Origin of the sequence: Streptomyces sp. NPDC006687, from assembly GCF_040636215.1 — a bacterium.
Taxonomy (GTDB): domain Bacteria; phylum Actinomycetota; class Actinomycetes; order Streptomycetales; family Streptomycetaceae; genus Streptomyces.
This window is the reverse complement of the sequence record NZ_JBEYJJ010000003.1, coordinates 175,300-198,370: the sequence shown is the minus strand read 5'-3', so window position 1 is coordinate 198,370 and position 23,071 is coordinate 175,300. Positions and strand designations below refer to the sequence as shown.

At 72.9% G+C, this 23,071-nt stretch carries 20 protein-coding genes; 6 read left to right on the top strand and 14 right to left on the bottom strand.

Annotation, left to right across the window (positions count from 1 at the left end; translation table 11 throughout):
* Positions 1-41: 41 nt before the first annotated feature.
* The 6 genes from ppsA to ABZ716_RS05305 all read right to left on the bottom strand — a co-directional run bounded on the left by ppsA (position 42) and on the right by ABZ716_RS05305 (position 7,831).
* On the bottom strand, positions 42-2,486 hold the full coding sequence (ppsA, locus tag ABZ716_RS05330) for a phosphoenolpyruvate synthase (protein WP_358956694.1): 2,445 nt from the start codon (positions 2,484-2,486) through the stop codon (positions 42-44).
* A 387-nt stretch (positions 2,487-2,873) separates the two neighbouring features.
* The gene (locus ABZ716_RS05325; protein ID WP_358956691.1) at positions 2,874-3,323 is read right to left on the bottom strand and encodes a universal stress protein; all 450 of its coding nucleotides are present in this window, start codon (positions 3,321-3,323) and stop codon (positions 2,874-2,876) included.
* 82 nt (positions 3,324-3,405) lie between these two features.
* Positions 3,406-5,805 (bottom strand): glycoside hydrolase family 65 protein, encoded by a 2,400-nt coding sequence (locus ABZ716_RS05320; RefSeq protein ID WP_358956688.1) that lies wholly within the window; start codon positions 5,803-5,805, stop codon positions 3,406-3,408.
* Entirely contained in the window at positions 5,802-6,560 is a 759-nt protein-coding gene (locus tag ABZ716_RS05315; RefSeq protein WP_358956685.1) for an HAD-IA family hydrolase, read from the bottom strand. The genes ABZ716_RS05320 and ABZ716_RS05315 overlap by 4 nt, the downstream gene beginning before the upstream one ends.
* Positions 6,557-6,754 (bottom strand): hypothetical protein, encoded by a 198-nt coding sequence (locus tag ABZ716_RS05310; protein WP_358956682.1) that lies wholly within the window; start codon positions 6,752-6,754, stop codon positions 6,557-6,559. The genes ABZ716_RS05315 and ABZ716_RS05310 overlap by 4 nt, the downstream gene beginning before the upstream one ends.
* Positions 6,755-7,831, bottom strand: coding sequence for a zinc-dependent alcohol dehydrogenase family protein (locus ABZ716_RS05305; protein WP_358956680.1), 1,077 nt, complete (start codon positions 7,829-7,831; stop codon positions 6,755-6,757). It abuts the gene before it with no gap.
* A gap of 176 nt (positions 7,832-8,007) precedes the next feature.
* Between ABZ716_RS05305 and ABZ716_RS05300 the strand changes: the two genes are divergently transcribed.
* The 3 genes from ABZ716_RS05300 to ABZ716_RS05290 all read left to right on the top strand — a co-directional run bounded on the left by ABZ716_RS05300 (position 8,008) and on the right by ABZ716_RS05290 (position 10,488).
* Positions 8,008-9,429, top strand: coding sequence for an MBL fold metallo-hydrolase (locus tag ABZ716_RS05300; RefSeq protein ID WP_358956677.1), 1,422 nt, complete (start codon positions 8,008-8,010; stop codon positions 9,427-9,429).
* Positions 9,430-9,524: 95 nt separating this feature from the next.
* Positions 9,525-9,824, top strand: a complete 300-nt coding sequence (locus ABZ716_RS05295; protein ID WP_358956674.1) for a hypothetical protein — start codon at positions 9,525-9,527, stop codon at positions 9,822-9,824.
* Between the two features lie 10 nt (positions 9,825-9,834).
* Complete coding sequence (locus ABZ716_RS05290; protein WP_358956671.1) at positions 9,835-10,488, top strand: CBS domain-containing protein; 654 nt, start codon at positions 9,835-9,837, stop codon at positions 10,486-10,488.
* A gap of 536 nt (positions 10,489-11,024) precedes the next feature.
* Here ABZ716_RS05290 and ABZ716_RS05285 read toward each other — a convergent pair.
* The 3 genes from ABZ716_RS05285 to ABZ716_RS05275 form a co-directional block, all read right to left on the bottom strand.
* Positions 11,025-12,215 carry an acyl-CoA dehydrogenase family protein gene (locus tag ABZ716_RS05285; protein ID WP_358956669.1) on the bottom strand — a complete coding sequence of 397 codons (1,191 nt, stop codon included), beginning with the start codon at positions 12,213-12,215 and terminating at the stop codon, positions 11,025-11,027.
* A gap of 133 nt (positions 12,216-12,348) precedes the next feature.
* Positions 12,349-13,185, bottom strand: a complete 837-nt coding sequence (locus tag ABZ716_RS05280) for a class II fructose-bisphosphate aldolase (RefSeq protein ID WP_358811603.1) — start codon at positions 13,183-13,185, stop codon at positions 12,349-12,351.
* On the bottom strand, positions 13,182-14,087 hold the full coding sequence (locus ABZ716_RS05275; RefSeq protein ID WP_358811604.1) for a sugar isomerase: 906 nt from the start codon (positions 14,085-14,087) through the stop codon (positions 13,182-13,184). Before ABZ716_RS05275 ends, ABZ716_RS05280 begins: the two co-directional genes overlap by 4 nt.
* A 167-nt stretch (positions 14,088-14,254) precedes the next feature.
* Between ABZ716_RS05275 and ABZ716_RS05270 the strand changes: the two genes are divergently transcribed.
* Positions 14,255-15,034 carry a DeoR/GlpR family DNA-binding transcription regulator gene (locus ABZ716_RS05270; RefSeq protein ID WP_358956666.1) on the top strand — a complete coding sequence of 260 codons (780 nt, stop codon included), beginning with the start codon at positions 14,255-14,257 and terminating at the stop codon, positions 15,032-15,034.
* A 15-nt stretch (positions 15,035-15,049) separates the two neighbouring features.
* Here ABZ716_RS05270 and ABZ716_RS05265 read toward each other — a convergent pair whose 3' ends face one another.
* The 3 genes from ABZ716_RS05265 to tdh all read right to left on the bottom strand — a co-directional run bounded on the left by ABZ716_RS05265 (position 15,050) and on the right by tdh (position 18,458).
* Positions 15,050-15,964, bottom strand: a complete 915-nt coding sequence (locus ABZ716_RS05265) for a LysR substrate-binding domain-containing protein (protein WP_351889569.1) — start codon at positions 15,962-15,964, stop codon at positions 15,050-15,052.
* Between the two features lie 12 nt (positions 15,965-15,976).
* The gene (locus ABZ716_RS05260; protein ID WP_351889572.1) at positions 15,977-17,185 is read right to left on the bottom strand and encodes a glycine C-acetyltransferase; all 1,209 of its coding nucleotides are present in this window, start codon (positions 17,183-17,185) and stop codon (positions 15,977-15,979) included.
* A gap of 244 nt (positions 17,186-17,429) precedes the next feature.
* A complete protein-coding gene (tdh, locus tag ABZ716_RS05255; RefSeq protein ID WP_351883917.1) occupies positions 17,430-18,458 on the bottom strand; it encodes an L-threonine 3-dehydrogenase in 1,029 nt (342 codons plus the stop codon).
* A gap of 229 nt (positions 18,459-18,687) precedes the next feature.
* On the opposite strand from tdh, the gene ABZ716_RS05250 reads away from it, so the two are divergent.
* On the top strand, positions 18,688-19,599 hold the full coding sequence (locus ABZ716_RS05250; RefSeq protein ID WP_358956663.1) for an alpha/beta hydrolase: 912 nt from the start codon (positions 18,688-18,690) through the stop codon (positions 19,597-19,599).
* Positions 19,600-19,686: 87 nt separating this feature from the next.
* Here the strand turns inward: ABZ716_RS05250 and ABZ716_RS05245 are convergent, their stop codons facing one another.
* Positions 19,687-20,412 (bottom strand): class I SAM-dependent methyltransferase, encoded by a 726-nt coding sequence (locus ABZ716_RS05245; protein WP_358956660.1) that lies wholly within the window; start codon positions 20,410-20,412, stop codon positions 19,687-19,689.
* Between the two features lie 102 nt (positions 20,413-20,514).
* Positions 20,515-21,426: a LysR family transcriptional regulator gene (locus ABZ716_RS05240; protein WP_358956657.1), complete on the bottom strand. Its 912-nt coding sequence runs from the start codon at positions 21,424-21,426 to the stop codon at positions 20,515-20,517.
* A 222-nt stretch (positions 21,427-21,648) separates the two neighbouring features.
* Here ABZ716_RS05240 and ABZ716_RS05235 point away from each other — a divergent pair, with 222 nt between their 5' ends.
* The gene (locus ABZ716_RS05235; protein WP_358957077.1) at positions 21,649-23,067 is read left to right on the top strand and encodes an MFS transporter; all 1,419 of its coding nucleotides are present in this window, start codon (positions 21,649-21,651) and stop codon (positions 23,065-23,067) included.
* The last annotated feature ends 4 nt before the right edge of the window (positions 23,068-23,071 follow it).

The following is a 23,071-nucleotide window of genomic DNA, read 5'->3' as shown; positions in this document are numbered from 1 at the left end:
GCGGTGCTCCTTGGTTCCATGGTGCGTTGCTGATGCCACTGTCACGCGGCCGATGGCTGGTCCGCTTGGGCCGGACGGATCCCTGTGGGGACCATCCGGTCCTCCCCGTAGCGGCTCTCCTCGGCGGCGGCGACGTGCTGCTTGACGGCTGCGAAGCTGTCGGGGGCGACGGAGATCGAGTCGATTCCCACGCGGACGAGGAAGGCGGCGTAGGCGGGGTCGTCGCTGGGACGCTGGCCGCACAGGCCCACCGGGCGTCCCAGGGTCTGGACCCGTGGGAGGAGGATCCGGATGAGGTCGGTGACTGCCGGGTCGTTCTCGTCGAAGACGTGGGCGAGGGCTTCACAGTCGCGGTCGACGCCGAGGGTGAGCTGGGTGAGGTCGTTGCTGCCGATGGAGAAGCCGTCGAAACGCTCGGCGAAGTCCTGGGCGAGGAGGATGTTGGCCGGGATCTCGGCCATCACATAGACCTTGAGGCCGTTCTCGCCTCGCCGGAGTCCTTCAGCCGCCATTACCTCCAGGACCCTGTCGGCCTCTTCCAAGGTGCGGCAGAACGGGATCATCACGATGACGTTGGTCAGGCCCATCTCCTCGCGCACCCGGCGCAGGGCCTGGCATTCGAGGGCGAAGCCCTCCCGGTAGCCTTCGCTGTAGTAGCGGCTGGCGCCACGCCAACCGATCATCGGGTTGGCCTCCACCGGTTCGAAGGGACGGCCGCCGAGGAGCTTGGCGTACTCGTTGGTCTTGAAGTCGCTGGTGCGGACGACGACGGGGTCGGGCCAGCGGGAGGCGGCGATCCGGGCGATGCCATACGCGAGGCGGTCGGTGAAGTAGCGGCCGCGGTCGAGGTAGCCCTCGGTGAGCTGGTCGACGGCGCAGCGGTCGGCGGGATCCAGGCGCTCCGGATGCAGGAGGGCCATGGGGTGGACCTTGACCTGGTGCGCGACGATGAATTCCAGACGGGCCAGGCCCACCCCGTCCGCAGGCAGCCGCCACCAGCGGAAGGCAGCGGATGGGTCGGCGAGGTTGAGCATCACGCGGGTTCGGGTGGCGGGGAGAGCGGCGAGGTCCGTCTGGGTCTCCTCGTAAGGGAGGCGGCCCTCGTAGACCTTGCCCCGGCTGCCCTCGGTACACGCGACGGTGACGTCGGCGCCGTCGCGCAGCACCTCGGTGGCGTTCCCGGTGCCGACGACCGCCGGGACGCCGAGTTCCCGGCTCACGATCGCGGCGTGTGAGGTGCGGCCGCCGTGGTCGGTGACGATGGCCGCGGCACGCTTCATGACCGGTTCCCAGTCCGGGTCGGTGATCGAGGTGACGAGCACGGCTCCGGCCGGGAAGCGTTCCAGCTCCACCGGCGTGTCCATGCGGCACACGGCACCCGCTCCGATGGCTTCGCCCACCGCGATGCCTTCGACCAGTGCATCGCCCGGGGCGGCGGTCAGACGGCAGCGGCGCAGGGTCGCGGGGCGGCGGCGGGACTGCACGGTCTCGGGCCGCGCCTGCACGATCGCCAGGTCGCCGGTGATGCCGTCCTTCGCCCACTCCAGGTCCATCGGGCGGCAGCCGTAGTGCTCCTCGACGGCGACGGCCCACTCGGCGAGCTGCCGCACCTCGGCGTCGGTCAGAACCCGCCGGGCCTGCTCTTCGGGGGTGGTGTCGACGGTGTCGGTCAGCCCGCGCTCCGCGTAGACGGCCTTGCGGAGCTTGGCGCCGGTCCGCACGTCGATGACGGGGTTCAGGGCCGGGTCCTTGAGGCCGGGCTTGAAGACGGTGTACTCGTCTGGATCGGTCTGCCCGCTGACCACGGTCTCGCCCAGCCCCCAGGCCGCGCTCACCACGACGACGTTCGGGAAGCCGCTCTCGGGGTCGAGGGTGAAGATCACCCCGGCCCCGGCGAGGTCGGAGCGGACCATGACCTGGACGCCGACGGACAGGGCGACCTGGAGGTGGTCGAAGCCCATCCGCTCCCGGTAGTCGATCGCGCGGTCGGTGTAGAGGGAGGCGAAGCAGCGGTGCACAGCGTCCAGCAGCTGCACGGTGCCGCGCACGTTCAGGTAGGTCTCCTGCTGGCCGGCGAAACTGGCCTCCGGCAGGTCTTCGGCGGTGCCGCTGCTGCGTACGGCGACCTCCGGGTCGGAGCGGCCCAGCTCCCGGCCGAGCTCCTGGTACGCCGTGATGATCTCGGCCGTCAGTGCTTCGGGCAGGGTCTCGCCCATGATCATTGAGCGGATGCCCGCACCGACGTCTTCAAGCGCGACACCGTCGTGGAGCCGGTCGAGCTGCTCCTGGATGCGGGTGCGCAGGCCGTGCCCGTCGAGCAGCTCCTCGTAGGCTTCGGCGGTCGTGGCGAAGCCGGGCGGCACACGCAGGCCGGCGCCGGTCAGCAGTCTGGTCAGCTCTCCGAGAGAGGCGTTCTTGCCGCCGACCCTGCCGGTGTCGCCTCGGCTGAGCTCGGTGAACGGTACGGCGCGTCGCGTGTGTCCCATGACGTCCTCCGAGGCTGCGTAATGGCAGGGATCAGTACGGCAGGGGGCGCCCGGACGGCGTGCGCAGATCCAGCGGTGAGGGCCTGGGGGGCTGCTTGGGCCGGGTCTGGATGCGAATGCGCTGCATCGTGGTCACCCTCGTCGGAAGGCGGCGCCGGATTGGCGTCTGGGTTCCACGATCACGCAGGGGGCCAGGAAGACCGCAGTGCCGAGGGGGCCACTCACTCGGGGCCGAGTGGCCCGGTGCCGAGCGGGGCCGATCGGCCCCGGTTCCGGCACTGAGTGGCTGCCTGGCCTACGGCAGGACTATGTCCGTCCTGCTCAGGAGCATGCCGAAATCACCGTTCACCGCGCCAGGACGCGACCACAGATCAGCCCGAGGTTGGGCTATTCGGCGGGGATGTCCGACCGGACGATGGTGATCGGGCAGGGTGCGTGGAGCGCCGTCTGATGGCTCACCGAACCGAGCATGGCTCGGCTGAAGCCGCCGCGACCACGGCTGCCCACGACCAGCATGTCCGCGCCGTCTGCCGCATCCACCAGGACGTCTACCGGATTGCCGCGTACCAGGCGCTGGTGCACGGAGGAGGCACCGTCCTCACCGAGCACCGCGCGGACCTCCTCGACCAGACGCCGCTCGGCCTCCTCCTCGTCGAACGTGGTGTCCACCGCTGGAGCCGACCATGATGCGGCACCGGGCACGTCCCATGCCGCGACCGCCTCCACTCGACCGCTCACCAGACCTGCGTACCGGACCGCCCAGCGCAGCGCGGCCTGGGACGAGGGCGATCCGTCGACGCCCACCACGATCCGCGGAGCCTCTTGCTGCCTGTCCATTCCGTTCATCCTTCCGACGGCTGATACATCCACAGTGTGCGCATCACGAACGCAGCGCCACGCGAGCATGCGCGACTGCCGGTCAGCCCTTGGGCAGCCGGAACCACCGTTCCTGGCCTGCGGAAATGTGTTCGTGCCGGTCCCCGGGCAGGACCAGGGGCACCGGGCCCAGAAGTGACGCGGGGACGCTGATGCCGAGCCGGCCGGGCCGGAACCGGATACGGATGTCCCGGTGCCCCAGGTAGGAGATCGAGAACGAGGAACCGGGCACTTCGGAGAGGGGCACGGGGTCGATGTGCAGGCCGTCGCCGTGGGGTTCGAGCCCGACGATGCCGCGCTCGACGAGGTCCAGGGTGCCCCCCATGGCGCCGAGGTGGATCCCCTCGCCCGTGGTGCCGCCCTGGACGTCCGTGATGTCACTGAGCAGGGCTTCCTGACAGTAGCGCCAGGCGTCCGCGCCCTGCTCCCTGGCGATTACCCAGCCGTGGACGAGGCTGCTGAGCGTGGAGCCGTGGCAGGTGCGCCGCAGGTAGTGGTCCACCGTCCTGCGCCAAAGGCCGTCGTCCAGGCCGTAGCCGAGCCGAAGGAAGAGTTGCTCCAGCTCTGAAGGGCGGAAGAGGTAGCCGAGCATGAGGGTGTCGGCCTGCTTGGACGCCTGGTAGCGGTTGGGCGTGTCACCTTCGGCTTCCAGGATGCGGTCCAGGCGGCGGATGTCGTAGTAGCGGGCGCGGTAGCCGTCCCAGTCGAGCTCGGCGAGGTCGCCGTAGCCGTGGAACTGGCTGATCACATCACGATGGAACGGCACGTACAGGTGGCGGGAGATGTCCTCCCAGACGGTGAGGCCGTCGGGACCGATGCCCAGTTGCGTGAGGAGCTCGGCGCGGCGGGCGGCAGGGAGTTCCCCGTACAGGTCGAGTGCGCGGGCCAGTACCCAGGCGGCGGTGACGTTGGTGTAGGCGTTGTCGTCGATGCCGGGGGCGGCGGCGTCCGGGTAGGCGTCGTGGTACTCGTCCGGTCCGACGACGCCGCGGATCCGGTAGCGGCCGAGGTCGGTGTCCCACGTCGCCGTGTCCGCCCAGAAGTGGGCGGTGTGCAGCAGGAGTTCGGCGCCCGGGCCGTGCATGAATCCGGCGTCGCCGGTGGCCAGCCCGTACTGCCACACGTTCCAGGCGATGGCCGACCCCACGTGGTGCTGGAGGTGGGAGTGGTCCGGGAGCCAGCGGCCGGAGCGCGGATTGAGGTGCAGCCGCTGTGTCTCCTCGGTGCCGGAACTGCCGCTCTGCCAGGGGAACATGGCTCCCTTCGCCCCGGCCCGGCGAGCGGCCTCCCGGGCCGCGGGGAGCCGTCGGTGCCGGTACATCAACAGGGCGCGAGCGGTCTCGGGGAGGTGGAGGGCCAGGTAGGGCAGGACGAACAGCTCGTCCCAGAAGACGTGGCCCCGGTACGCCTCGCCGTGCAGGCCGCGGGCGGGGACGCCGGCATCGAGCTCGGCGGTGTGCGGCGAGAGGGTCTGCAGGACGTGGAAGGCGTGCAGCCGCAGAACCTTGCCCGTCTCTCCGGGTACTTTCAGCTCTCCTTCGCTCCAGAGACGTTGCCAGGACGCCCGGTGGGACGCCAGCAAGGAAGGGAAGTCCGGGGCGTGTGTGGCGCAGTCGATGCTCCGCCGCAGCGGATCGGCCGGGGGACGGTCGAGCGAGGTACACAGGGCGGCTGTCTTCACAACGACCGCCGGGGCGGTCCGCTTGATCGGCAGGACGAACGTCTGCGTGGCGGTGGCGGCTGTGCATGCCCGGCCCACCGGCGCAGGTGGACGTGCCGATGTCCGGACCGCGAGCCCGATCTTCACCCTGGAGGTGGCCGTGGTGCAGGCGATCCAGGCGGTGCCCTCCGCCTCCACTCCGGCCCGGTGCTCGACCAGGTGCCGGCCGGCCAGCGCGCGGTAGCGGTCGACTCCCGCGTTGGTGACGTCGCCGTCGAGTACGGCCTCGATCTCGATCCTGCCGCTCCAGCCGTACGCTCTGAACACCGTGTTCTGAGCGGCCAGGTTCGGGTCGCCCATGTGGACGAGGCGGGTGTGGGTGACGCCCAGGCGGCGGCCGTCGGCGTCGTGGAAGAGCATGCGGCGGGTGAGCGTTCCGGCGCGCAGGTCCAGCGACACGTGGCTGTGGCGCAGGGTCGGGTGGTCGGGTGTGAGCCAGTCGCCGGGCGGTGCGCCCTCGGGCAGGCAGCGGTACCGCAGCGCGGTCCAGTCCGGGAGCCGGACCATGTCCTCGTTGGAGACCGTGCGTCCGCCGACGGCGGAGTCGAGCCGGTCGTAGCAGCCTGCGAGGTAGGTGCCCGGGTAGTGGATGTCGTCGGCGATGCTCTCGGGCGCGGAACCGCGCGTGGCGAAGCGGCCGTTGCCCAGGGTGCACAGGGACTCGACCAGCCGCTCGGTCTTGGGGTCGTAGTGGGGGTACTCCCAGCACCAGGCCGTGGTCACGGGCGGTCGCCTTCGAGGGCGGCGGGCAGCCCGCCGAGGTCGGGGAGGACGAGGTGGGCGCCGTGTGCGCGCAGGCCGTCCCTCATGTGCGGGTCCTCTTCACGGTTGACTCCGACCACCAGCCGGAATCGGCCTCGGCGTCCCGCTTCGACACCCGCGAGTGCGTCCTCCACCACGGCGGTGTGACCGGGGGTCGCGCCGAGCCGGCCGGCGGCTTCGAGGAAGAGGGCGGGGTCTGGCTTGCCCGGAAGATCGAGTGCGGCCGCGTCCCGGCCGTCCACCAGGGCTTCGAAGTAACCGATGAGCTCCGCGGATTCCAGGAGGGAGCGGGCATGCCGTGAGGCCGAGACGGCCGCGCACCGCACCTGCCTCTCCCGTAGTGCCTGGAGAGCGGGCCGCACGTCGTCGAAGGTGCGGACGCCGTCGGTCCGCAGCATCGCGGAGAAGACCTCTTCCTTGCGGGCGGCGACCGCGCGGATGGTGTCACACCCCGGCGGATCCTCGGGCGTCCCTGGCGGGAGGTCGATGTGACGGGCGTCGAGGAAGGCCCGTACGCCGTCGAGGCGGGACCTGCCGTCCACCAGGGCCCGATACTCGCGGACGGCGTCGAACGGGCATGGTCGTGCACCGGCGTGCGACGGCTGCCACTCGGGGAGGCAGCCGTCGAAGGTCTCCTTCCAAGCGGCCGCGTGGCGGTCCGCCGTGGCGAGGAGCACTCCGTCGGTGTCGAAGACGACCGCGCGCAGGTCGTTCATGAGTCGTGCACCACGCGGCGGCCGGTGATCCGGCCGGGGTGAGCTTCATCCAGTGGCTGTGCGGACCGGCCCATGTCGTCGCGGCTCAGGCCAAGGGCTTCGCGGAGGGCCGCCAGGCGGCGGCCCAGGTCGGTGTGTCCGGCCATCTCGCCGGACGGCTGCGGGTGGGTGCTCGGTGTGCTCTTCAAGGTCACTCACCGCTCCTGGGGCGGTACGGCGAGCGTGTCGTGCTGCGGTCCGCCGAGCACGACCTTGAGGGCGCCGGTTTCGCCGGCGCGCGAGAAGACGTCGTACGCCTCTTCCATCTGGTCCAGCTCGAAGCGGTGGGTGACCATCGCGGTGCCGGGGAGGCGGCCGGCGGCCATCATGCGCAGCAGCATGGGGGTGGAGTGGGTGTCGACGAGGCCGGTGGTGATGGTGACGTCCTTGATCCACAGGTCTTCGAGGTGGAGGACGGCGGGCTTGCCGTGGACGCCGATGTTGGCGACCCGTCCGCCGGGACGGACCATGCGGGTGCACATCTCGAACGCCTCGGGCACGCCGACGGCCTCGATGACCACGTCGGCCCCGAGCCCGTCGGTGAGGTCCTCCACCAGGCGCTCGGGCTCCTCGTCCACGCTCACGGTGGCATCGGCGCCGAGGTCGCGCGCGGCAGCGAGCCGGGGGGCGGCGAGGTCGACGGCGATGATCCGCCCGGGGCTGTAGAGCTGTGCGGTGGCGATGGCGGCCAGGCCGATGGGGCCGGCGCCGACCACGACGACGGTGTCGCCGGGGCGTACGTTTCCGTTGAGCACGCCGACCTCGTAGGAGGTCGGGAAGATGTCGGCGAGCAGGACGGCGTCGTGGCTGGCCAGGGCACTGGGCAGCGGGTGGACGGAGAGGTCGGCGAAGGGGACGCGTACGAATTCGGCCTGGGTGCCGTCGATGGTGTGACCCAGGACCCAGCCGCCGCCTCCGCGGCACTGGCCGTAGTGCCCTTCGCGACAGAAGCGGCAGCGGCCGCAGGCGGAGATGCAGGAGATCAGGACGCGGTCGCCGGGGCGGACGCTGCGGACGTCGCCGCCGGTCTCGACGACGGTGCCGACGGCCTCGTGGCCCAGGATGCGGCCGGATGTCACTTCGGGGACGTCGCCCTTGATGATGTGCAGGTCGGTGCCGCAGATGGTGACGGCGTCGACCCGGACGATCGCATCGGCGGCGTCCTTGATGGAGGGGTCCGGGACGTCCTGCCAGGAGGTCTGCCCGGGACCGTGGAAGACGAGTGCCTTCATGGCGGGCCTTCTCTCTGTGCGCTGTGCGGGAGGGGGTCACCGTCAGGCTGTGCCCGTGTCCCTCCGTCCCGCTTGGGCCGGTCGGCCCCAACCGAGGACCGGTAGGTCCCCAGCGGACAGCGCGTTCCGGTGCGACGGTGGAGACCGGTGTCCGTTCCGAAAGGAGGGCTGCTGCCATGTCCCGCTCGGCCCCGTCTCCTGCTTCCGCCCGCCCGGCTCTGCTGAGGTTCCTCGGCGGAGTGCGGACGGTCACCGGCAGCAAGTTCCTGGTCGAGAGCGACCACGCCCGGATCCTCGTCGACTGCGGACTCTTCCAGGGTGTCGCTGACCTGCGCCGTCGCAACTGGGACAAGCTGCCCTGCGTTGCATCGGACATCCACGCCGTCGTCGTCACCCACGCCCACCTGGACCACTGCGGCTACCTGCCGCGACTGGTCCGGCACGGCTTCCGCGGACCGATCCTGACCAGCGCCCCCACCGCCCGGCTCGCCGAGATCGTGCTCCGCGACAGCGCCCGCCTCCAGGTGGAGGCCGCCGAGCACGCCAACCAGCACGGCTGGTCCAAGCACCGCCCCGCCAAGCCGCTCTACGACGATGACGACGTGGACCACACGATCAAGTACTTCGACCCGGTCGCGGTGGGCAGCGAGGTCGAGATCATGGCCGGCACGAAGCTGATGCTGCACCACGGCGGGCACATCCTCGGCTCCGCCTGGGCACATCTGACCCTGGAGGACGGCCACACCCTCGCCGTCAGCGGCGACCTCGGCCGCCCCGGCCACCCGCTCCTCCTGCCGCCCGAGCCGTTCTCCCGCGCCGACGTCCTCCTGATGGAGTCGACGTACGGCAACCGCCGCCACGACCACGAGAGCGCGCGACGCGCATTCGCCTCGGTGATCACCCGGACGCTGTCCCGGGGCGGGACCGTGGTCATCCCGGCCTTCGCGATCGACCGCACCGAGGTCGTCCTGCACGAGCTGGCCACCCTGCGCGGCGACGGCATCCTGCCCCGCCACGTACCCGTCTACGTCGACAGCCCCATGGCCCTCGCGGCCCTCGACGTCTACCGCGACGCCGTACGGGCCCGCTCGCCCGAGCTACGACCCGAGATCCTCGCCCAAGGCGAGGCGGCGATCAGCCCGGAGCCCTTCCTGGCCGCCCGGACCGTCCAGGAGTCGATCGACATCAACAACGCCACCGGGCCGGCGATCATCGTCTCCTCCGCCGGCATGGCCACCGGCGGCCGCGTCCTGCACCACCTCCAGCGCACCCTGCCCGACCCCCGCAACGCCGTGGTCATCGTCGGCTTCGCCGCCGCCGGCACCCGCTCCCGCGACCTCGTGGACGGCGCCCGCACACTCAAGATGTTCGGCGAGTACGTCCCCGTACGCGCCGAGGTCGCCGACGTACCGCACTTCTCCGCGCACGCAGACGCAGACCAGATCATCGACTGGCTGCGCTCCGCCCCGGCCCCGCACACCACCTACCTCGTCCACGGCGAGGAGAGCGCCTCCGAAACCCTGCGGGACCGCATCGATCACGAGTTGGGCTGGACGGCCGTCGTACCCAAATCCGGGGAGGCCGTCCTGGTCCGCTGACCGGGGCCGGACGGTCCCCGCGGTGTGCACCGCGCGGCCCTCCCGGACACGGCGGCCCACCGAGCAGGGTGGATGCGAGGGGTTGGAGGCACTCCATGAGCACCATGCACACCGTCCTCGAAGCGATGGCACCCGAAGCCCGCGAAGCCCTGCTGGCCCACTCCCACCAGGTGACCTTCCCGGCCGCATCCGCGTCTTCAACGAACGCCGGCGGGCTGAGAAGCCTGGAGTTCGACGCCGCAGCCGTACGCACACTGTGCGACGAGGACTCGGCCGTCGGCCGGTCCGTCGCCGTGGCCGCCGTCATCGCCGACCGGCTCGACTCCGCCCGCACCCGGCTCCTCGACCTGTTCGCCCCTCACGGCAGCGGCACCCCGCTCGCCTACACACGCTGAGGACCCCGCCATGACCTCCACCCCGTACACCGTCGCCGACGTCATGACCACCAGGGTCATCGCCGTCACCCCCTCGACCGGCTTCAAGGACATCGCCACCGCGATGGAACGGTGGAAGGTAACCGCCCTCCCCGTCATCGAGGGCGAGGGACACGTGGTCGGCGTGGTTTCCGAGGCCGATCTCCTGCCCAAGGAGGAGTTCCACGAGCACCGCCCGGGCCTGATCGAACAGATGCGCCGCCTCGGCGACACCGCCAAGGCGGGCTCCACCCGCGCCGAGAACATGATGACCACCCCGGCCGTCACGATCCGCCCCGACGCCACCCTGCCTCAGGCCGCCCGCCTCATGGCCGACCGGCACATCAAGCGCCTCCCGGTCGTCGACGCCGACGGCACCCTCAAGGGCATCGTCAGCCGCGCAGACCTGCTCAAGGTCTTCCTCCGCACCGACGAGGAACTCGCCACCGAGATCCGCCGAACGGTCGTCGACCGCCTCTTCCCACTCTCCCACGAAGCGGTCAAGGTCACCGTGGCCCAAGGGATCGCCACGCTGACCGGCGAGGTCCGCGACGGCAACCTGATCCCCCTGGCCGAACGCCTCACCCGCTCCGTCGAGGGCATCGTCGACGTCCACTGCCGACTGGATGCACCGGCCGAGGCGTGAAGTCCGACCGCGGAGCCGTGCCGGGACGATGCCGCGCAGAGCCCGTACCGACAAGGAGCCCAGCGACGAGCAATTGTCCCCTGCCGTAGACCAGCCGGTCGGGGTTGGCCTCCAAGTCAGCGATTGGCCACTCCTTGCCATGGGTGGCGACGCCGGCAGGGGTTTGGCAGTCGTCGTCGCTAACATGGTCACCCGGACGTCGGCGAGCGCCTTCAGTGGCTCGGCGTGCGGCTTGTCCTTCACGAAGGCCAGCAGCTGGCTCAATTCGAGCTCGCCGGTCTCGATCACTTGGGCTCCGCGTCGAATGCGGAACGCCTCAGCCGAGCTGTGGCTTTTCTGACAGGCATCGGGAACTCCGGTGGTGAGACGGGGACTGCCCGGGTCTGCGAGGGGGCCCTCGAGGATCTTCTGGGCTTCCTCATAGTCGGCGCCGTCAAGGTGCGGACGGTGGTATCCGAGCCCACCGTGCGTTCGCACGCATGTCCCGTGACAGCACCGGCTGTTATGTGCCGACTAACGTTGTGAGTCACAGCCCGTCAGCGGCGGACCCTCGGCATGCCCAGGCCGATCCAGGAGATGATTTCGCGCTGGATCTCGTTGTTGCCGCCGCCGAAGGTGAAGATGACCGCGCTGCGGTAGCCGCGTTCCAGTTCGCCGTGGAGGACCGCACCGGCCGAGCCGTCCTTGAGGGGGCCCGCCGCGCCGGTCACCTCCATCAGCCAGGCGTACGCGTCCCGGCGCGCCTCCGAGCCGTAGACCTTGACGGCGGAGGCGTCCTGGGGGGTGAGGGTGCCCGACTGGACGGCGTTCACCATCTGCCAGTTGAGGAGTTTCATCGCGTCCAGCCGGGCGTGGGTGCGGGCCAGGAGGGCGCGGACCCAGGGCAGGTCGATGACGCGGCGGCCGTCGGCGAGTTTCGTGGCGGCGGCCCAGCGCTGGACGTCGTGGAGGGCACGGATGGCCATCGTGCCGTGGGCGGCGAGGGTGACGCGTTCGTGGTTGAGCTGGTTGGTGATCAGGCGCCAGCCCTTGTTCTCCTGGCCCACGCGGCGGCTCGCGGGCACCCGGATGTTCTCGTAGTAGCTGGCGGTGGTGTCGTGCGAGGCCAGGGTGTTGATGAGGGTGCAGGAGTAGCCGGGGTCGGAGGTCGGGACGAGGAGCATCGTGATGCCCTTGTGCGCGGGGGCGGCCGGGTCCGTGCGGACGGCCAGCCAGACCCAGTCGGCGGTGTCGCCGTTGGTGGTCCAGATCTTCTGGCCGTTGACCACGTAGGTGCCGCTCTCCTCGTCGCCCTCCCGGACGGCCCTGCACCGGAGGGCGGCGAGGTCGGTCCCGGCGTCGGGCTCGCTGTAGCCGATGGCGAAGTCGATCTCGCCGGAGAGGATCTTCGGGAGGAAGTACGCCTTCTGCTCGTCGGTGCCGAACCGCATCAGGGTCGGGCCGACCGTGTTGAGCGCCATCAGCGGCAGCGGGACGACGGCCTGCGCGGCCTCGTCGAAGAAGATGAACTGGTCCATGGGGGACATGCCGCGCCCGCCGTACTCCTTCGGCCAGCCGACGCCGAGCCAGCCGTCCGCGCCGAGGCGGCGGATGGTCTCGCGGTAGAAGCGTTTCTGCGCGGCCGGCTCCGCGTAGCGGGCGTGGACGTCCTGCGGGACGAGCTCGGCGAAGTACGCACGCAGCTCGGCGCGCAACTGCTGCTGCTCGGGCGTGTATTCGAGGTGCACGGCCCCTCCGGGATCCTCACGCTCCAGCCGGTCGCTGGGACGGCGGCGGTCAGATTAGAACCCGTTACAGGAATACGGAAGAGCGGGGAGGGAACCCCTCCCCGCTCCCCCCCCTTCTTCCGCCGCCGCCGCGTCAGTTCAGGGCCGCGATCATCGCCTCCGCCGTCGCCGCCATCGCCGTGCGGGCCGCGGTGAGGTAGGGGCGGGGGTCGGCGCCGGTCAGGTGGGTGCGGATGGCCTCGGTCATGGCCACGTTGAGCGCGGTGCCGATGTTGACCTTGCGGATGCCCCCCGCGACCGCCGCCGCGAGCTCCCGGTCCGGCAGCCCGGAGGAGCCGTGCAGGACCAGCGGCACCTCCACCGTCTTGGCCAGCCGCGCCAGCAGGGCGTGGTCCAGGGAGGCCGTCCTGCTGGTCATGGCGTGCGTGCTGCCGATGGCCACGGCCAGGGCGTCCACCCCGGAATCGGCGACGAACCGCCTCGCCTCGTCCGGGTCGGTACGGGCGCCCGGCGCGTGCGGGTCCAGCGGCGCGGCGCCGTTCTTCCCGCCGACCTCGCCCAGCTCGGCCTCGATCCACAGCCCGTTCGCATGGGCCCAGTCGGCGGCCGAGCGGGTGGCCTCCAGGTTCTCGGCGTAGGGCAGGTGCGCGGCGTCGTACATCACGGAGCCGAACCCGGCGTCGGCGGCCCGCCGCAGCAGGTCGGGGCTCTTGACGTGGTCGAGGTGGAGTCCGACGGGCACCCGGGCGGCCTCGGCGCAGGCGGCGGCGGCCCGGGTGATGGGCAGCAGGGCCCCGCCGCGGAACTTCACCGCGTTCTCGCTGAGCTGGAGGATGACGGGCAGACCGGCCCGCTCCGCCCCCTCGACCACGGCTTCGGCGTGCTCCAGGGTGATGACGTTGAAGGCGGCGACGGCGCGCCCGGCGGCTGCCGCCTCTGCGACGAGGGTCCCGGCGGGGGCGAGGCTCATCGGACCGCCCCCTCACGGCCGCCGCTGAGGATCACGGAGCGGGTGAGGTTGCGGGGCGCGTCGGGGTCCAGCTGCCGTACGGCGGCGACCGCGACGGCCAGCCGGTGCACCCGGACCAGTTCGGCGAGCGGGTCGAGCGTGCCGTCGACCCAGTCGGCGCCGGTGCCCAGGACCAGTTCGGCGATGCCCTCAGGGGTGCCGCCCAGCGACCAGGTCACCGATCCGGGGCCGGTGACGCTGACCGGGCCGTGCCGGTACTCCATCGCCGGGTACGCCTCGGCCCACGACAGGGACGCCTCCCGCATCTTGAGGGCGGCCTCGTGGGCCAGGCCCACGCTCCAGCCCCGGCCGAGGAAGGTGAACTGCCGGCGCTCGTCCAGCCCGGCGGGCAGCGGCTCGGCCAGCGCCGCGCGGGCGTCGGCGACGACGGCCGGGGTGTGCGCTCCCACGTGGGCCCGGAGCAGGGTGAGGGCGGTGGTGGCGAAGCGGGTCTGGACGACGGACCGCTCGTCGGCGAAGTCCAGCACCACCAGGGCGCCGGCGAGGGCGGCCACCGGGGTGTCGGGGTCCCCGACGACGGCGGTGGACGGGATCCGGGCCTCCCGCAGCCCGGACAGCAGGTCCAGCACCTCGGTGGTGGTCCCGGAGCGGGTCAGGGCCACCACCCGGTCGTAGCGGCGGTGGCGGGGGAACTCCGAGGCGGGGAAGGCGTCGGTCTCCCCCTGCCCGGCCTCCTCGCGCAGGGCGGCCGCGGCCTGGGCCATGTAGTACGAGGTCCCGCAGCCGACGATCGCGGTACGCTCCCCCGGTCCGGGCAGCACCGCCCGGTGGGCCGGGGCCAGTTCGGCGGCCCGCTCCCAGCTCTCGGGCTGCGTGGCCAACTCGTACGCGACGTGACTCATGCGGGCTCCCTGCGCGGTGGATGGGTCATCCTGGCGGTTGCTGCGTGCGGCATGTGGTGCGTTGGTGCGTGTTCGTGCAAGGTAGCGGGCCGTTTCACGCAACTTCAAGCATCGGCAGGTGTGTTCCGCTGGGTTAATCTCGACGGGGACGACACGGGAGGGGCGCCATGACCCGCACGGAGCGCTGGCAGAGACTGCTGGACCTGCTGGTGGAGCGGGACGGGCTGGAGGTGGAGCCGGCGGCCGAGGCGCTCGGCGTCTCCGCCGCGACCATCCGCCGGGACCTGGACCAGCTGGCCGAGCAGCAGCTGCTGGTGCGCACGCGCGGCGGGGCGGTCCCGCACGGGGTCTCGTACGAACTCCCCCTGCGCTACCGCAGCTCGCGGCGGGCCGCCGAGAAGCGGCGGATCAGCGAGGCCGTCGCGGCGCTCATCACACCGGGCGAGGTGGTCGGCCTGACGGGCGGCACCACCACCACGGAGGTGGCCCGCGCCCTGGCGGCCCGCCCGGACCTGGCGGGCGGCTCCCCCGCCCTGACGGTGGTCACCAACGCCCTGAACATCGCGGGCGAGCTGGTGATCCGGCCCCAGTTCAAGATCGTGCTGACGGGCGGGGTGGCCCGTCCGCAGTCGTACGAACTCACCGGCCCCCTGGCCCAGCAGACGCTCGGCCAGCTGACGGTGGACACGGCGGTGGTCGGCGTCGATGCCTTCGATCCTGCGGACGGCGCGGCCACCCGCCACGAGGACGAGGCCGCCGTCAACAGCCTGCTGTGCGCCCGCGCCCGGCGCGTGGTGGTCGCGGCGGACTCCACGAAGCTGGGCGTCCGCGCCTTCGCCCGTATCTGCCCCACCACCACGGTCCACACCCTGGTCACGGACACCGCCCTCACCGCCCCCCTCGCGGCGGCGTTCGAGGAGGCGGGTGTGGAACTGATACGGGTCTAGGGGCGGTTCGCCTCCTCAGTGCCCGGGTACCCGTTCCCCTTCGCGGGACAGGGCCGCCAGGACCGGGGCGATCAGCGGGTGGGACTCCGCGCCGCGGCGGGTGGCGGCGAAGACGCGACGGGTGGCCGCCGGGCCGGTGACCGGGCGGACGCGGACCTCCTTGAGGTCGATGCCCCGCAGGGCCGAGCGCGGCACCAGGGCCACCCCGGCGCCCGCGCCGACCAGGGCGGCGACCGCCCGGAAGTCGTCGGAGGAGTGCGCGAACCGGGGCTCGAAGCCGGCCAGTTCGCAGGCCAGCAGGGTCACGTCATGGCAGGGGTTGCCCGGGTACTGGCCCACCCAGTCGGAGTCGGAGAGGTCCGCCAGCGCCACGGCGGGCAGGCCCGCCAGGGGGTGGTCCGACGGCAGGACCGCGTCGAAGGGCTCCGCGTACAGCGGGATCACCGACAGGCGGCCGTCGTCGGCGCCCGGCGCGCCCCGGTACTCGACCGCGAGGGCCAGGTCCGCCTCCCCGTCGAGCAGTTGCAGCAGGCTCTGGTCGCCCTCGGCGTCCCGGACGCGGAGCCGGATGCCCGGGTGCTCCCGCGCGAGGCGGGCCAGGGCCGGGGCCAGCACCTCGGCGATGCCGGTCGCGAAGGCGGCCACCGTGACCTCGCCGGCGGCCCCGCCGGCGTAGGCGGCGAGTTCCGCCTCCGCCCGCTCCAGCTGGGCGAGCACCTCGTGGGCGTGGCCGAGGAGGATCTCCCCCGCCGCGGTCAGCCGGACCCCGCGGCCGCTGCGGTGGAGCAGGGTGTGGCCGGTCTCCTGCTCCAGCGCGGCGAGCTGCTGGGAGACGGCGGAGGGGGTGAGGTACAGGGCTGCGGCCGCGGCGGTCACCGTACGGTGGTCCGCCACGGCCCGCAGGATGCGCAGCCGGCGGGGGTCGATCACCCCTCCATGATGTCAGCCCTGAGCAGCGGAAAGTGCCGTCCGGGCGTCCACGAAGGCGGCCACCGCGCGCTCCACGTCGGCCGTCGAGTGGGCCGCGGAGAGCTGGACGCGGATACGGGCCTGGCCCATCGGGACGACGGGGTAGGAGAAGCCGATCACGTACACCCCGCGCTCCAGGAGAAGCTCGGCCATCCGGGCCGCCTCGGCGGCGTCGCCGATCATGACGGGGGCGATGGCGTGGTCGCCGGGCAGGATCTCGAAGCCCGCCTCGGTCATCTTCGTACGGAACAGCCGCGTGTTGGCCGCGAGCCGGTCGCGCAGGTCGCCGGCGGACTCCAGCAGGTCGAGGACCTTGAGGGAGGCGGCGGCGATGACGGGGGCGAGGGAGTTGGAGAAGAGGTACGGGCGCGAGCGCTGGCGCAGCAGTTCGACGATCTCGGCGCGGGCGGCGACGTAGCCGCCGGAGGCGCCGCCGAGGGCCTTGCCGAGGGTGCCGGTGATGATGTCGACGCGGTCCATGACGCCGTGCAGTTCGGGGGTGCCGCGGCCGCCGGGGCCGACGAAGCCGACGGCGTGGGAGTCGTCGACCATGACCATGGCGTCGTAGCGGTCGGCGAGGTCGCAGATCTCGGCGAGCGGGGCGACGTAGCCGTCCATGGAGAAGACGCCGTCGGTGACGATGAGCTTGCGGCGGGCGCCGCCCTCGGTGGCGGTCTTCAGCTGGGCTTCCAGGTCGGCCATGTCGCGGTTGGCGTAGCGGAAGCGGCGGGCCTTGGAGAGGCGGATGCCGTCGATGATGGAGGCGTGGTTGAGGGCGTCGGAGATCACCGCGTCCTCGGCGGACAGGAGGGTCTCGAAGACTCCGCCGTTGGCGTCGAAGCAGGAGGAGTAGAGGATCGTGTCCTCCTGGCCGAGGAAGGCCGACAGGCGGGCCTCCAGCTCCTTGTGCACCTCCTGGGTGCCGCAGATGAAGCGGACCGAGGCCATGCCGTAGCCCCAGCGGTCGAGGGCGTCCTTGGCGGCGGCGACGACCTCGGGGTGGTCGGCGAGGCCCAGGTAGTTGTTGGCGCAGAAGTTGAGGACCTCGCCGGGGGCGCCGCCCGCGGTCACCGCGACGGCGGCGCTCTGCGGGGTGCCGATGACGCGCTCCGGCTTGTGCAGGCCGGCGGCGCGGATCTCGGCGAGGGTGGCGCGGAGGTCCTCGCGGACGGACTCGAACATGGTCGGTTCTCCTTGTGCGGTATGCCGTCCGGCGGACGGGAGGGGGCCGGGCCCCGCGGAGGGGGTGGTGGGCGGGGCCCGGCCGGAGGGGGATGGTCGAGGGGTGGCGCCGACGGCTGTCGGCCGCCGGGGTCACGGCGGCCGCCGCCGGGGGCCGGCCGGCGGGCGGGGGCCCCGCCGGTCCGGTCGGCGCCGGCGGCCGGCCCGTACGCCGCGGTCGCGGCCCGGCGGCCGGGCCCGGGGTCTACTTCGTCCAGTCGAGGATGATCTTGCCGCTCCGGGCCGTGGACGCCTCGTCGAAGGCGGCCTGGAAGTCGGTGTACGCGTAGCGGCCGGTGATGACGGGGGTCAGGTCGAGGCCGCCCTCCAGCAGCACGGTCATCGCGTACCAGGTCTCGAACATCTCCCGGCCGTAGATGCCCTTGATGGTGATCATCGAGGTGACGACCTTGGCCCAGTCGACCGGGAACTCCTGCGCCGGCAGGCCCAGCATCGCGATCCGGCCGCCGTGCGTCATGTTGTCGATCATGTCGCGCATGGCCTCGCCCCGGCCGGACATCTCCAGGCCGACGTCGAAGCCCTCGCGCAGGCCCAGGCGGGTCTGCGCCTCCGCGATGGAGGACTCGGCGACGTTCACCGCGAGCGTGGCACCGGCCTTGCGGGCGATCTCCAGGCGCTCGGGGCTGACGTCGGTGATCACCACGTTGCGCGCCCCGGCGTGCTTGGCGACGGCCGCCGCCATGATGCCGATCGGCCCGGCGCCGGTGATCAGCACGTCCTCGCCGACCAGCGGGAAGGACAGGGCGGTGTGCACGGCGTTCCCGAAGGGGTCGAAGATGGCCGCGACGTCCAGGTCGACCGGCGTCCGGTGCACCCACACGTTCTGCGCGGGCAGGACGACGTACTCGGCGAAGGCGCCGTCGCGTCCGACGCCGAGCCCGATGGTGGAGCGGCACAGGTGGCGGCGGCCGGCCAGGCAGTTGCGGCACTTGCCGCACACCAGGTGGCCCTCGCCGCTGACCAGGGCGCCGACCTCGATGTCGCGGACGTCGGCGCCGAGCGCGGCCACCTCGCCGACGAACTCGTGGCCGAGGACCAGCGGGGTCTTCACCGCACCCTGCGCCCAGCCGTCCCAGGCGCGGATGTGCAGGTCGGTGCCGCAGATCCCGGTACGCAGCACCTTGATCAGCACGTCGCCGGGGCCGTACTCGGGCTCGGGGACGTCCATGAGCCACAGCCCGGGTTCGGCTTGGTGCTTGACGAGTGCCTTCATGGGGGTGGCTCCAGGCGTGCGGAAGGAGGGGCCGCCGGGCCCGCTGGTGCGCGCGCGGCGTGGTGACGGTCACCAATCTGCCGATCGGTGCGGTGATCAGTCCATCGAGACTTTCTTAAGCGGGTCCACAGCGCAGCTTCACGCCTATGCTCCTCCCTGGAACGGGGTAGGGCCCGGACCGGGACCGCCGTGGCGGTCCGGGACCGGGGTGAAAGGGGAGGTGAGGGGCGTGCCGAGTCTGCGCAGCAGGGCGTTTTCGGCCGCACTGGTCGCGACGGGCCGGCGAAGACGGTTCGCCACCGCGGAGGCGGTACGGGCGACGGTGGCGCGGGCGGCCCGCAGGCCCGCCTCGCACCTGCCGCCGCGTTCGCTGGGGCGGGTCGCCGAGGTGTCGCGGACCTTCGTCGGTGCCTGGCCCGTGTACGACGTCTGCCCGCTCGGACAGGAGCCGGTGGCACGGGTGCTGTACGTGCACGGCGGCGCGTTCGTCGACGAACTGGTGCGGCCCCACTGGTCGCTGATCCGGACCCTGGTCACCCGGGCCCGGGCCCGGGTGGTGGTGCCGGCGTACGTGCTGGCCCCGCGCGGGACGGCCGACCGTACCGTCCCGGTGGCCACGGACCTGCTGAGCGGCCTGATCGAGAGCGGCGGCGCGGGCGGGACGGTGCTGCTCGGGGACTGCGCCGGTGCCGGGATGGCGCTGGCCGCGGCGCAGCGGCTGCGGGAGCGGACGGGGGCGCAGCCGTCCCGGATCGTGCTGATCTCGCCCTGGCTCGACGTGAGCATGAGCCACCCCGGCCAGGCGGCGATCGAGCCGGCGGACCCGGTGCTGGCCCGGCCGGGGCTGGCGGAGGCGGGGCGACTGTACGCGGGGACGCTGAGCGCGGACGACCCCCGGGTGAGCCCGCTGCACGGCTCCTTCGCGGGGCTGGCACCGCTGACGGTGTTCACCGGGACCCGGGACGTGCTGAGCACCGACAGCCGGGAGCTGCTGCGCCGGGCGCGGGCGGCCGGGGCGGAGGTGGAGTGGCACGAGGAGCCGGGTCTGCCGCACGGGTACCCGCTGCTGCCGGTCCCGGAGGGCCGGGCGGCCCGCGACCGGATCGTGGAGCTGGTCCGGGAGGCGGCCGACGAGGAGTGAGCGGTGGCCCGCGCGGCCGCCGGGGCGGGGAGGGCCGGGGGCCGCGCGGCGGCCGGGACCGGGTGAGCCGGGGGCACGGGCCGCTTCCTAGGCCGTACAGGTCATCAGGGAGCTGACGGGCGCGGCGCGGTAGGCCGACCAGTACGCCTCGTCGCGCTTCGCGTCGGCGGGCGGGGTGCGGCTGGGCTGCCAGGCGACGGTGGAGAACCCGGCGTCGACGGCGGCCTCGGCGAAGTCGGCGTGCGCCCATTCGCGGTACTCGAAGTGGAGCGGGGGCTCGGTCAGGAACTGGGCCCTGAGCAGGGGCGCGTCGCCGTCCGGTACCCGGTCGAGGATGCGCATCCCGTACGGGGACCAGTCGACGTGCGGGTAGGCGCCGGGGTTGCGGACCAGGGACAGCAGCCGGCCGCCGGGGCGCAGGTTGGCGCGGATGCCGCGGAACATGGCGTGCAGGGCGGCGCGGTCGGGGGCGTGGTTGAACGCGTAGACGGCGGTGACCAGGTCGAAGGGGCCGAGGGCGGGCATGTCGGCGGCGTCGGCGACGACGTACTCGACGGCCGGCCCCTGCCCCTCCCGGCCGGTCTGCCGTTCGCGGGCCCGCCGGATGCGGTCCGGGCAGTTGTCGACGCCGACGGTCCGGCGGGCGCCGCCGCGGGCGAGCAGGGTGGCGGTTCCGCCGTGCCCGCAGGCCACGTCGAGGGTGTCGAGGTCGCGGACCCCGCCGAGGGCGTCGAGGGCGGTGCGCAGGGTGTGGGCGTCGGCCGCGGTGAAGGCGGCGCGGGGCGCGGGGTGGCTGGAGATGTCGTCGTACATGCCGGATGCCTCCCCGGCGGCGGCGCGCGGGGCGGCCGGTGGGGGCGGTGCGTCCCCCGTACGGGGGAGGCGTTCGGGTCAGCGGGGGCGGGGCCGCCGCCGTCAGACGGGGACCAGGTCGCGGGCGCAGATGCGGAGCCAGGTGTGGGCGGGGTCGGCGTCGTGGCGGGGGTGCCAGGCGAGGCCGAAGGGGAGGGCGGGGAGGTCCAGGGGGACCTCGAAGGTGACCAGGCCGAGCGCCTCGGCCTGGGGGACGGTCCGGGTGGCGATCAGGCCGACCAGGTCGGTCTCCCGCAGGACGAACAGCGAGGCGGGGTAGGAGCCGATGCTGCCGACGACCCGCCGGGACAGGCCCCGTTCGGCGAGGGCGGTGTCGACGGGGCCCTCCAGCCTGCCGCGCCGCGAGACGATCAGGTGCTCCCCCTCGGCGAACCGGCGTGCGGTCAGTGGGCCGTCGAGGAGGGGGTGTCCGGGCCGGACGACGCCGAGCATCCGCTCGTCGAAGAGGTGCTCGGAGCGGACCTCGGGCGAACGGGTGTCGATGACGCCGACTTCCAGGTCGGCGACGCCTTCGCGCAGGGCCGGCACGTCGACGTGGCTCTCGGAGAGGAAGCGCAGCCGCACCCCGGGGGCCTCTCGGGCCATGCGCTGGAAGAGGGTGGCGCCGAAGGTGGCGGCGAAGGAGTCGTGGGCGAGGACGGTGAAGGTCCGCTCCAGGGTCCTGAGGTCGACCGTTCCGCCGGTGAGGAACAGGGCCCGGGCCCGTTCGACCACGGAGCGGACCTCGCCCTGGAGGGAGAGGGCGTGCGGGGTGGGGACCATCGTCCGGCCGGCCCGGACGAGGACGGGGTCGCCGAGGGCCTTGCGGATGCGCCCGAGGGTGCGGCTCATGGCGGGCTCGGAGAGGTGGAGGCGGGCGGCGGCCCGGGAGACGCTCGACTCCTCCAGCAGCACGTCGAGGGCCAGGAGCAGGTTCAGGTCCAGCCCGGCCGATCCGGATTGCGTCACACGCATTCATCCCTTGCAGAACTTGCACTGGAAAGCAGGTCACCCCGACTCTACGGTGGTCGCACGGGGTTGACCTCCCCGGATCCCACTGTCCACCGACTCCCAGGAGGAGCCGTGCTCCGCCATGCCCGCACGCCGGCCGCGCCCGCGTCCCGCGCCGCCGCACCCCCGACCACCGGCCCGGCCGCCGGCTCTCCGGGCGACTCCCCCGGCCGCCCCGCCGACGGGCTGTCCCGCGCCGCCCTGCTCGTACTGTGCGCCTGCGTGCTCGTCGCCCAGGGCATGGTCGCCGCGGTCAACCTGCTGATCCCGCAGCTGGCCGCCTCGACCCTGCACCCCGGCCCGGGCCAGCTGCTGTGGGCGGTCGACGCCTACGTGATCGTCTTCGCCGCCCTGCTGATCCCTGCCGGGGCCCTGGGCGACCGCTACGGCCGCAAGGGCGCGCTGCTCGCCGGGCTCGGGCTGTTCGCGGCGGGCGGTGCGCTGAGCGCCCTCGCGCAGGACCCGGCGGTGCTGATCGCCGGGCGCGGGCTGTGCGGGGCGGGGGCCGCCCTGATCATGCCCGCCACCATGTCGGTCCTGGTCCACCTGACCGCGCCCGAGCGGCGCCCGCAGGCGCTCGCCACCTGGACGCTCTCCGCCGGCCTCGGGGGCCTCGCGGGCAACGTCGGCGGCGGTCTGGCCGGGGAGTTCCTGACCTGGCGGGCGCTGTTCTGGGCGGTCGTGCCGCTGGCGGCGCTGCTCGCCGTGGCGGTGGCGCGCACGGTGCCGCGTACGCCCTCGCGCCCCGACGCGGCCGTCGACCCGCTGGGGGCGCTGATCCTCGCCGGGGCGATGTTCGCGGTGGTCTTCGGGATCATCGAGGGGCCCTCGTACGGCTGGTCCTCGGCCCCGGTCCTGACCGCCTTCACGGCCGGAGCCGCGCTGCTGGCCGCCTTCACCGCCTACGCGCTGCGCGCCGCCCGGCCGCTGCTGGACCCGCGGATCTTCGCCTCGCAGAAGCTGCGCGCCGGGGCCCTGGGCATCGGCGCCGCCTTCTTCGGCCTGTTCTCCCTGTTCTTCGTCAACGCCCAGTACCTGCAGTACGCGAAGGGCTTCTCACCCACCCAGACCGGCTTCGCGATCGTCCCGCTGACCGTCGGCATGGCGCTGGTGCCGCGTCTCGGCGCCCGGCTGCAGCAGCGGACCGGTCCCCGGCTTCCGGTGGGGCTGGGGCTCGGCCTGATCGCGGGGGGCCTGCTGCTGGTGTCCACCGCCGACGCGGGGACCCCGTACGCGGTGTACGCCTGCTACCTGCTGGTGCTGTCGGTCGGGACGGGGCTGTGCGCGCCCTCGCTGACCGTGACGGTGGTCTCCTCCCTGCCGCCGCACCAGGCGGGGCTGGGTTCGGGGCTGAACACGGCCGCCCGGGAGATCGGCGCGGCACTGGGCGTGGCGGTGGTCGGCACCGTGCTGGCCTCCCGGTTCCACGGGAACCCGGCGGCGGACCCCGCGCAGGCGGCGGCCTTCACGGACGCCATGGGGGTGGCGCTGCGCACGGTGGCGGCGGTGCTGCTGGCGGCCTCGGCGGCGGTGGTGGCCGGCTACCGCGCCGGGGGCGGGGGGCGACGCCGGAGTGCGGGGGCCGGGGACCAGGGAGCATCCTGACGGT

Bases quoted from the DNA above. Each gene is read 5' to 3' on its own strand.
- ppsA (WP_358956694.1), bottom strand. From the start codon at position 2,486: ATGGGACACACGCGACGCGCCGTACCGTTCACCGAGCTCAGCCGAGGC.
- ABZ716_RS05325 (WP_358956691.1), bottom strand. From the start codon at position 3,323: ATGGACAGGCAGCAAGAGGCTCCGCGGATCGTGGTGGGCGTCGACGGA.
- ABZ716_RS05315 (WP_358956685.1), bottom strand. From the start codon at position 6,560: ATGAACGACCTGCGCGCGGTCGTCTTCGACACCGACGGAGTGCTCCTC.
- ABZ716_RS05305 (WP_358956680.1), bottom strand. From the start codon at position 7,831: ATGAAGGCACTCGTCTTCCACGGTCCCGGGCAGACCTCCTGGCAGGAC.
- ABZ716_RS05300 (WP_358956677.1), top strand. From the start codon at position 8,008: ATGTCCCGCTCGGCCCCGTCTCCTGCTTCCGCCCGCCCGGCTCTGCTG.
- ABZ716_RS05295 (WP_358956674.1), top strand. From the start codon at position 9,525: ATGAGCACCATGCACACCGTCCTCGAAGCGATGGCACCCGAAGCCCGC.
- ABZ716_RS05290 (WP_358956671.1), top strand. From the start codon at position 9,835: ATGACCTCCACCCCGTACACCGTCGCCGACGTCATGACCACCAGGGTC.
- ABZ716_RS05280 (WP_358811603.1), bottom strand. From the start codon at position 13,185: ATGAGCCTCGCCCCCGCCGGGACCCTCGTCGCAGAGGCGGCAGCCGCC.
- ABZ716_RS05275 (WP_358811604.1), bottom strand. From the start codon at position 14,087: ATGAGTCACGTCGCGTACGAGTTGGCCACGCAGCCCGAGAGCTGGGAG.
- ABZ716_RS05270 (WP_358956666.1), top strand. From the start codon at position 14,255: ATGACCCGCACGGAGCGCTGGCAGAGACTGCTGGACCTGCTGGTGGAG.
- ABZ716_RS05260 (WP_351889572.1), bottom strand. From the start codon at position 17,185: ATGTTCGAGTCCGTCCGCGAGGACCTCCGCGCCACCCTCGCCGAGATC.
- tdh (WP_351883917.1), bottom strand. From the start codon at position 18,458: ATGAAGGCACTCGTCAAGCACCAAGCCGAACCCGGGCTGTGGCTCATG.
- ABZ716_RS05245 (WP_358956660.1), bottom strand. From the start codon at position 20,412: ATGTACGACGACATCTCCAGCCACCCCGCGCCCCGCGCCGCCTTCACC.
- ABZ716_RS05240 (WP_358956657.1), bottom strand. From the start codon at position 21,426: ATGCGTGTGACGCAATCCGGATCGGCCGGGCTGGACCTGAACCTGCTC.